Below are 8,413 nucleotides of genomic sequence, written 5' to 3'. Positions count from 1 at the left end.
GCCGGGCTCGTCAAGGAGCAGCGGCTCGACTCCTGGTACCGCAGCGTCGACCCCGTGGTGGTGCGCGACATCGCCACGCGGCCGCTCGCCCGGCTGTGGGAGCGACGAAAGCGGGACGCCGACGCGCTGCACGTCCGGGTCGGGGTGGCCGAGGTGCCGCTCGCCGCGAACTTCCAGGGCGGCTCGTCCCGCCACACCGGCGCCCACCACGTCGGGGTCGCGCCGGCCCCCGTCTCGGTCGACCTCGGTGCCGGTGTGGTCGGGGTCGCCGGTCCCGCCGACGTGACCCGCGCGCTCGTCCGCTCGATGCTCGCGGCGGTCGCGGCGCTGCGCTCCCCGCGCGACACCCGGATCGTCGTGGTGTGCGGCGACGACGCGGCGCCGGAGTGGGCGTGGACGCAGTGGCTGCCCCAGACGCAACAGGCCGAGGACGGCGCGCTCGCGCTGATCGGCAACACCGACGACTCCCGGCGTGAGCGCCTCCGCGACCTCGCCGCACTCGTGCAGGTGCGCAGCCGCGCTGGTTCCGCGGTGAGCGCCGGCGACTTCGACACCGACGTCGTGGTGGTCGTCGACGGCGCCCGCGACTACCGCACGCTCCCCGGGATGGTCCAGGTGCTCGAGCAGGGCGCGCGGGTCGGCGTCCACGTCGTCGCCCTCGACACGGACCGGGCCCGGTTGCCCGAGGAGTCGCGCACCGTGATCGCCGTCGACCACGACGACCGCTCGCTCGCACGGCTCGAGTCGGACGCCGCGTACCACGCGTCCGTGCTGCTCGACGGGCTCTCCGTGCCGACCGCCGAGCGCATCGCCCGCAGCCTCTGCTCCATCCGCCACGTCTCGGGCGTCGGCGACGAGGGCATGCTGCCGACGAGCGTCCGGTACGTCGACCTCCTCGGCGTCGACCTCGACGACCCCGCGCCGATCGTCGCCCGCTGGCAGCGCGCACCGCGTCGGACGCACGTCGTGGTCGGCGCGAGCGCGGACGGGGAGTTCGCGATCGACATCGCCGCGGACGGCCCACACGCCCTCGTCGCCGGCACCACGGGTTCCGGCAAGTCCGAGTTCCTGCAGGCGCTCGTGGTGTCGCTCGCCATGGCCAACCGGCCGGACGCGCTCAACTTCGTCCTCGTCGACTACAAGGGCGCGTCGGCGTTCGCGGACTGTTCGCGCCTGCCGCACACGGTCGGCATGGTGACGAACCTCGACGCCCGCGAGACCGAGCGCGCCCTCACCTCGCTCGACGCCGAGCTGAAGCGCCGGGAGACCGCACTCCGCGTCCCGGAGCTGAACGTGAAGGACGTCGACGCCGCCTGGGCGAAGGACCCCGACGCCGCCGCGCGGAACGGGCTCGCGCGACTGATGATCGTGATCGACGAGTTCGCCGAGCTGAAGACCGAGCACCCGGACTTCATCGACGGCCTCGTCCGCATCGCCCGCGTCGGCCGGTCCCTCGGCGTGCACCTCGTGCTCGCGACGCAGCGGCCGAGCGGCGTCATCACGCCCGAGATGCAGTCGAACATCAACCTCCGCGTCGCGCTCCGCGTCACCGACCGCGCCGACTCCACGGACGTGCTCGGTTCCCCCGAAGCCGCGCTCATCAGCCAGTCGACGCCCGGTCGCGGGTTCGTCCGGGCCGGGCTCGGTGCGCTGCCGAGCGGGTTCCAGACCGCGCGCGTCGCCGGCATCCGACAGGGCGTGCAGCGGGTCCAGCGGCAGCTGCCGAAGGTCGCCGCGGTCGACTGGGAGGGCCTGGCCTACCCGCCGCGGTTCCCGGTGAAGCGGCACGCGGCGGCTCCGGTCGACCACGACGACACCGACCTCCGGGCACTCGTCGACGTCGTCACCCGCGCCACCGAGGCGATGGGCATCCCGAAGAACGCCTCACCGTGGCTGATGCCGCTCCCCGCGCTGCTCCCGCTGACGCAGGTGGCCGGCGGCACCGGGGCGCCGACGACGATCACGCTCGGCATCGAGGACGTGCCGGGGCAGCAGACCCAGCGGCCGCTCGTGTGGGACCTCGAGGCCGGCACGCACCTGCTGTTCCTCGGCGCGGCCCTCTCGGTCGCACCACCGCGCTCCGCACCGTGCTCGCGCAGGCCGTGGAGCGCATGAGCCCCGCCGACCTGCACCTCTACGTCATCGACCACGGCAACGGCGGGCTCCTGCCGCTCGCGCAGGCACCGCACACCGGCGCGGTCGTCACGCCGCTCGAGCCCTCCCGGCTGCCGCGGCTCATGGACCGCCTCGTCGCCGAGCTCGCACGCCGCCAGGCCGTGCTGTCCCAGGCCGCCGTCGGCACCATCGTCGAGCAGCGTCGTACGGCAGCGTCCGACGCCGACCGGTTGCCGTACATCGTCGTCGGGGTCGACGGCTGGGACCGTGCCACGAGCTCGATGCAGCCCGAGGACCTCCTGCCGATCCGCGACCAGATGACCCGGGTCCTCCGCGAGGGCCCCGCGGCCGGCATCCGCGTCGCCGTCACCGGCGACCGGACCGTCTCGTCCGACAAGATCGCCGGGTTCATCAGCGAGCAGTACGTGCTGCCGATGCGCGACACGAACGACTACCGGAGCGCCGGGGTCATGGTCCGCGAGCTCCCCGAGAGCGTCCCCGCCGGCCGGGTGTTCTTCGGGCCGACCGTCCGCGAGGCCCAGCTCGCCGTCCTCGGGCAGGACGCCTCCGCCGAGGCGCAGACCGCCGCCCTCCGCGGCACGGTCGAGACCGCACGCGTCCGCTGGACGGAGCAGACCGACAGCACGGACGCCACGGACGCCGCGGACACCACCGACGCCCGAGGCACCGCCGGTCCCCGCCCGTTCCGCGTCGACGCGCTCCCACCCCGCATCTCCCTCGCCGACTCGCAGGACCTCCCGGTCGCGGCCCGCTCGAACCCGACCGGGCCGACGATCGGCGTCGGCGGCGACGAACTCGCCCGGATCACCCTCGACTGGCCGGCGGCCGGCGGGTTCCAGGTCGTCGGCGAGCGCGGCACCGGGCGCTCCACCGTGCTCACCGCGATCGCGCACCAGCTCGTCTGGACCGGCGCACCCGTCATCGCCGTCGCCACGAAGGACTCGGTGTTCACGGCCTGGGCACGCGAGGTCGGCGTGCCGCTCCTCGCCGACCCGATGGGCTTCATGGACCTCGCCCCGGCGCTCGGCCGGTACGACGACCCCTCCGGACCCGTCACCGTGCTCGTCGACGACGCGGAGCTCGTGGCGAACACCCCGCTCGAGAACTCCCTCATGGGCGAGAAGGCGCGGTTCGTGTTCGTCGTCGCGACCAACCCGGACGCCGCCGCGAAGACCTTCTCCGGGCCGTACGGCGAGGTCCGGCGCACCCAGGAGGGCCTGCTGCTCTCCCCGACGAGCGCCCTGATGGGCACGCAGCTCTTCGGCCAGAAGGTGCCGAAGTGGATGGTCGGCCGCCAGCCCGCCGGCGGCGGCGCGCTGCACCGTCGCGGCGAGTGGACGCAGGTGCAGGTGCCCGACCCGGCCGCCTGACGGACGGTGGCCGGGAGCACGCGGTGATCCGGGCCTCCCGGGCCACGTAGGGTGGTCCGCATGGCTGCACGCTGCTCGTACTGCGGGGCCGAGCTGCGCCCGAACAGCATGTTCTGCCTGGCCTGCGGCCAGCTCGCCACGGGTGGTCGGCGCTCGACGCCGGTCGCCGTCGGCGACACCGCGGACGTCCCGCCGCAGCCCTCCGCGTCGGTCCCGCCACCGCCCGCCCGTCCCGGCCCCGCTCCCGCGACCGGCCTGGAGGCACGGCGCGCGCCCATCACGCCGGCCCCGTCCGGCGCCCTCCCGCAGCTGGTCTTCACCACCGGGCAGACGCTCCTCGTCGAGGAGGGCACGGTCCTGGTCGGCCGTCGTCCCGACGAGATCGCGGCCCGCGAGGGTGCCCGTGCCTTCGCGGTCGACGACCCGGACCGGTCGATGTCGCGCGTGCACGCGGCGCTGCAGTTCGGGCCCGACGGGCTGCGCGTCGTGGACCGGGGGTCCGGGAACGGCACCGTGCTCCGCCGTGGTGACCGGGAGGACCGGTGCCCGGAGGGGCTCGCCGTCGAGCTCGTGCCGGGGGACGAGCTGTGGTTCGGGTCGGTGGGGGCGCGGGTGCGGTGACGGGGTCGGTGGGATCGTGATTCTGGACGACGCGACGCGGGACAGCTGGCGGGCCTTCTTCGCGCAGGACGGACGCTTCGAGGTCCGGTACGACGCCGAGCGCTTCCGTCGCATCGCGGCGAAGAACCTCCGCGACGGTGTGCTGCTGCTGGTCGTCGTCACGGCTGTCCTCGTCGCCGCCGTCGCCTGGGGCCGCACCGGACCGATCGTCCTCGCTGCGCTGCTCTTCGTCGTCGGTGCGATCCTCGGCATCGTGCTCCTCCGGCGTCGCCTCGCCCTGCTCCGTCCCGCGGGAGGCCAGCCGGGGCTGCTGCTCGGCGTGTCCAACATCGGGCTCCACACCCCGCTCGTGCCGCTCGTCGACTGGTCGGAGGTCCGTGCGGTGTTCGCGGTGGACGAGTCGGCGCGGACTGCTCGGCGTCTGGCACGGCCGGGTCTGGCGGGGACGGCTGCGCGGTGGGCTGCCGGGAACGGCGGGGCCACGCGCCACCTGTGGTTCCTGCTCGAGGACGCTCCCGCGCTGCGCTCGCGTGTCGTCGACCAGCGCTGGGTGCGGGGCTTCGAGACCTTCCCGAACGTGGACGGTCCCGCGTTCGCGCAGTACGTCCTCGACCTCGACACGGTCCTCTCGCCGCGCGACACGGACCGGATCACGGCAGCGGTCCTGGTCCAGGCACAGGCTCGCGGCATCCACGCGGTCGAGTCGTCCGGCGCTGCCGACTTCGCGGAGTACGCGAGCCTGCTCAGCGGCGTGGCCGTCGACGGGGTCGTGCCGGACCGGCCGACGAGCACCACCGGCAACCCGTTCAGGTCCTGACCAGCTCTGCCTCGCGCTCGTCCCCCGCATGTAGGCTGCTGCGCGGATTCCGACGACGAGGGGCTGCGATCCGATGAACGCGAACGAGCCGATGAACCCGGGCGTGCCGGACGGCGGGGCGCCGACCGGGCTCGACCCGGTGACCGTGAAGCCCGATCCGGCGCGTTGGGCGTCCGTGGTCCGGCGTGAGCGACTCACCCTGATCGGCACCGTGGTCGTCGTCGTCGCGCTCGAGGTCGTCACGAGCCTGCTCGGTCGGCTCGGGCCGATCATCATCGCGCACGGCGTCACGATCGTCGCAGCCTTCTACTTCTTCGCCGTCCTGCGGTTCCGGCGCAACCGCCTGGCGCAGACGCTGGGCGACCCGGACCGCGGCATCACCGTCTCCGACGCCGGGGTCGACGTCCCGCTGCTCGGGCTCGTGCGCTGGGACGAGATCCCCGCCGTGTACACCGTCTACGACCAGGCACGCGCCGACCGGTACGCGCAGTCCGGTGGGATCAAGGGCTTCGCCGAGCGGTGGACCCAGGCGGTCGGGTCGGCGAACCACTACCTCACGGTCGCGCTCCAGGACGGACCGGCGATGCGGCAGCGGGCACGGCCACAGCAGTTCCGTCGCTGGGTGAAGCTCTGGGCACGGAGCGGTGCGCCGGACTTCGGAGCGATCCAGATCATCGGGGACGTCTACTACTCGGACGCCGACGCGGACCGGCTGGACCGGGCGCTGCGGGCGCAGGCCACGCGGCGCGGGCTGCCGAACTCGCGATCGGCGACCATGCTCGACCAGGGGGAGTTCTTCCGGACCAACTCGGGGATCGCGGTCTTCGACGGCAAGACGGGGGTGTGAGGTGACCGACATTGCCGCCGTCGAGTTCTGCAGCCGCTACCGCGGCCCCGTGATGGAGGTCCTCACCGGCGCCGTCGGTGCCCAGGGTGCGGACGGGTTCCGGCCGGTCAGCGCGGCAGTCGAGCGGCTCCGGGCGATCACCGAGGACGCGCGGGCGCTCGCGCTCGACGAGGGCCTCGCACGCTGGGTGGCGGCGGCACCGGTGTTCTTCGCCGAGGTCGACCGGGCGCTCGACGCCCAGGACGCCCGAGCGCTCTGGGCCGCGGTCACGCACCCCGAGCACGGCGTCGACCTCCTCGGTCGGGCATGCGCCGGACAACCGGGTTGGTGACGAATACTTTCGTTGCAGGGTGCAGCATCGGTTATGCTGCTCCGGTCGGCCCCCGGACGGGGGTGGGCACTCATCGGGGGGTAGGTCGATGATCGACCCCAGGGACACGTGTGTTTCTTGGAGGGAACCATGGCGGACATCCGCGTCACTTCGGAGTCGCTCTCGGGCGTCTCGAACCAGCTGCAGTCCGGCTCGCAGTCCATCGAGTCGCAGCTGCAGAACCTCAAGTCGCTCGTCGACGGCCTCGTCGGGGGCGACTGGTCGGGCGCCGCGTCGTCGTCCTTCCAGGACCTCTACCAGCAGTGGGACCAGTCGGCCGTGCAGCTGAAGGAGTCGCTCGCCGGCATCAGCCAGCTGCTCTCGCGCGCGGCCCTCTCGTACGAGGAGTCGGAGAACTCGATCTCGGGCACGTTCCGCTGATCCGGACCGGGCAGCCCCGCCGAGGGCTGCCCGGACCAGTCCGCTCCAGCCGCTGACCGGCTCACCACCGGTCGCTCGACGGCCGATCCACGGGGGAGACCATGGCGCAGTACCGAGTCCGCACCGAGACGCTCGGGCAAGTGGCACAGACGTTGCAGTCCGTCGTCACCACGTTCGAGTCACAGGTGGGGTCGACGAACTCGCACGTGCAGAGCGTCGTCGACGTGCTCTGGAAGGGCGAGGACGCTGCGACGTTCCAGAAGTCGTGGACCGACTTCCAGGCCGGCTCCGCGGCGCTCGCAGCGACGCTCCGCGACCTCGCCGAGCGGCTCCGGCAGGCCGGTGTCTCCTACGAGCTCAACGAGACCGGCCTCTCCGGCAACTTCCTCGAGAACGAGCAGGTCGTCCCGGTCCGCCGCATCGAGGGGACCGAGGGCGCCGCGAGCACGCCGGACGCGCAGGATGGCGGCAACGTCGTCGTCACGAGCGGGGTGACGGCGGGCAACGGCAACGCCGACGAATCCGGACGGAACCGCCGCATCGCCACGATGGACGCCACCGCGACGCTGCAGGAAGGGACGGCCGATGAGTGAGCAGCAGGCCGACATCGCCACCCTCACCCAGCTGGTGCAGTCCATGACCCAGCTGCACGAGTACTGCCTCCTGCTCCAGCAGGGTGCGCAGTCCTTCGCGGCCGTGCTCCCGGCCGAGTGGCAGGGCGCGGCGATGGCGTCGTTCCAGGCCACGTTCCAGCAGTGGTCGGCCCAGGCGACGACGCTCGCGGAGGCAGCCGACGGCCTGACGAAGCACTCGCAGCTCGTGCTCCAGGCGTACCAGCAGACCATCGACGCGCTCAACACGGCCTGGACCGACTTCAGCGCGCAGCTCGCATGACCCGCGGCGACGGACGAGGGGACCCCACCGCATGACCGACGTACGGCTCGACGCCTTCGGCATCGCCCGCGACGGCAACGACATGGCGACCGCCTCGCACGACCTCGCGACGGCGTGGACATCGCTCCAGAGCGTGCTCTCCGGGTCCGGCGGGATGGCCGGTCCGGATGAGGCGTCGAAGGAGTGGATCGACTCCTACGACAGCATCGCGAAGCAGGCCGGCGAGGCGAGCGAGGGCGTCGCCACGGCACTCGCAGCGTTCGACTCGATCATGGGCGCGACCGGCCAGGCCTACAAGCGTGCCGAGCTCGCCGGTGCCCTGCAGGACAGCGACGGTGGCATCTCGGTCCCGACGCACGAGGTCAGCCTCGACACCTCCGTCCCGACCGCGATGGGCGAGGGGTGGCCCGGCGCGCTCGGCGAGTTCCAGGGCTGGGTCGAGGAGGCCCTCGCCTCGATGGGTCTCCACCTCCCGCTCGCCGACACCGACAAGATGGGCACGGCCGTCAGCGCCTGGCGGGCCTACGACGACCAGCTCCAGTCGATCACGAGCAGCGTCGCCGCATCGCTCGCCGTCGCGAGTTCGTCGGACATCCCGCAGTGGGCGTCGATGTCCTCCGCACGCTCGTCCGTCGTGACGACGCTCGGCCAGATGTCCACCGCGGCCGGTGCCGCCGTGGAGGCGCTCGACGCGCTCATCGACCAGACCGTGTCCGCGCGCAACGAGATCATGGACATCGTCAAGGAGCTCGCCATCGCGGTGGGCGTCGAGGTCGGTGTCAGCATCGCGCTGAGCTTCTTCACCTTCGGCGCGTCCGCGGTGGTCGGAGCGGCGGCGACGTCGGCGACCGTGATGCGGTTCGTCGTCCGGATCGCCGAGGTCATCCAGCGACTCATCACCCTGTCGCGGATCCCGCGCGAGGCCATCGAGAACGGCGTCCGCCTGTTCCAGGCCGTCGGACGCGGGTCGAAGTTCG

At 73.0% G+C, this 8,413-nt stretch carries 10 protein-coding genes; all 10 read left to right on the top strand.

Annotated elements, in window-relative coordinates; all coding sequences use genetic code 11:
- Positions 1–2,115 (top strand): FtsK/SpoIIIE domain-containing protein (locus I59_RS20790; RefSeq protein WP_261976539.1); only part of this gene is annotated, 2,115 nt, incomplete at its 5' end.
- Complete coding sequence (locus I59_RS20785; protein WP_261976538.1) at positions 2,112–3,506, top strand: FtsK/SpoIIIE domain-containing protein; 1,395 nt, start codon at positions 2,112–2,114, stop codon at positions 3,504–3,506. The genes I59_RS20790 and I59_RS20785, both read left to right, overlap by 4 nt.
- 60 nt (positions 3,507–3,566) lie before the next feature.
- Positions 3,567–4,127, top strand: a complete 561-nt coding sequence (locus I59_RS20780; protein WP_022903349.1) for an FHA domain-containing protein — start codon at positions 3,567–3,569, stop codon at positions 4,125–4,127.
- 16 nt (positions 4,128–4,143) lie between these two features.
- Positions 4,144–4,944, top strand: a complete 801-nt coding sequence (locus I59_RS07610) for a hypothetical protein (RefSeq protein ID WP_022903348.1) — start codon at positions 4,144–4,146, stop codon at positions 4,942–4,944.
- Positions 4,945–5,017: 73 nt separating this feature from the next.
- The gene (locus I59_RS07605) at positions 5,018–5,791 is read left to right on the top strand and encodes a hypothetical protein (RefSeq protein WP_022903347.1); all 774 of its coding nucleotides are present in this window, start codon (positions 5,018–5,020) and stop codon (positions 5,789–5,791) included.
- A gap of 1 nt (position 5,792) precedes the next feature.
- Positions 5,793–6,122 carry a hypothetical protein gene (locus I59_RS07600; RefSeq protein WP_022903346.1) on the top strand — a complete coding sequence of 110 codons (330 nt, stop codon included), beginning with the start codon at positions 5,793–5,795 and terminating at the stop codon, positions 6,120–6,122.
- Between the two features lie 129 nt (positions 6,123–6,251).
- Positions 6,252–6,542: a WXG100 family type VII secretion target gene (locus I59_RS07595; protein WP_022903345.1), complete on the top strand. Its 291-nt coding sequence runs from the start codon at positions 6,252–6,254 to the stop codon at positions 6,540–6,542.
- Positions 6,543–6,643: 101 nt separating this feature from the next.
- Positions 6,644–7,135: a WXG100 family type VII secretion target gene (locus I59_RS07590; RefSeq protein ID WP_022903344.1), complete on the top strand. Its 492-nt coding sequence runs from the start codon at positions 6,644–6,646 to the stop codon at positions 7,133–7,135.
- Positions 7,128–7,436, top strand: a complete 309-nt coding sequence (locus I59_RS07585; RefSeq protein WP_022903343.1) for a hypothetical protein — start codon at positions 7,128–7,130, stop codon at positions 7,434–7,436. Before I59_RS07590 ends, I59_RS07585 begins: the two co-directional genes overlap by 8 nt.
- Positions 7,437–7,467: 31 nt before the next feature.
- The coding region (locus I59_RS07580; RefSeq protein ID WP_022903342.1) for a hypothetical protein at positions 7,468–8,413 on the top strand (946 nt) is incomplete at its 3' end.

The organism is Curtobacterium sp. B8, from assembly GCF_000333315.1.
GTDB classification, from domain to species: domain Bacteria; phylum Actinomycetota; class Actinomycetes; order Actinomycetales; family Microbacteriaceae; genus Curtobacterium; species Curtobacterium luteum.
This window is presented reverse-complemented; position numbering and strand designations above follow the sequence as displayed.

Bases quoted from the DNA above. Each gene is read 5' to 3' on its own strand.
- I59_RS20785 (WP_261976538.1), top strand. From the start codon at position 2,112: ATGAGCCCCGCCGACCTGCACCTCTACGTCATCGACCACGGCAACGGC.
- I59_RS20780 (WP_022903349.1), top strand. From the start codon at position 3,567: ATGGCTGCACGCTGCTCGTACTGCGGGGCCGAGCTGCGCCCGAACAGC.
- I59_RS07605 (WP_022903347.1), top strand. From the start codon at position 5,018: ATGAACGCGAACGAGCCGATGAACCCGGGCGTGCCGGACGGCGGGGCG.
- I59_RS07595 (WP_022903345.1), top strand. From the start codon at position 6,252: ATGGCGGACATCCGCGTCACTTCGGAGTCGCTCTCGGGCGTCTCGAAC.
- I59_RS07590 (WP_022903344.1), top strand. From the start codon at position 6,644: ATGGCGCAGTACCGAGTCCGCACCGAGACGCTCGGGCAAGTGGCACAG.
- I59_RS07585 (WP_022903343.1), top strand. From the start codon at position 7,128: ATGAGTGAGCAGCAGGCCGACATCGCCACCCTCACCCAGCTGGTGCAG.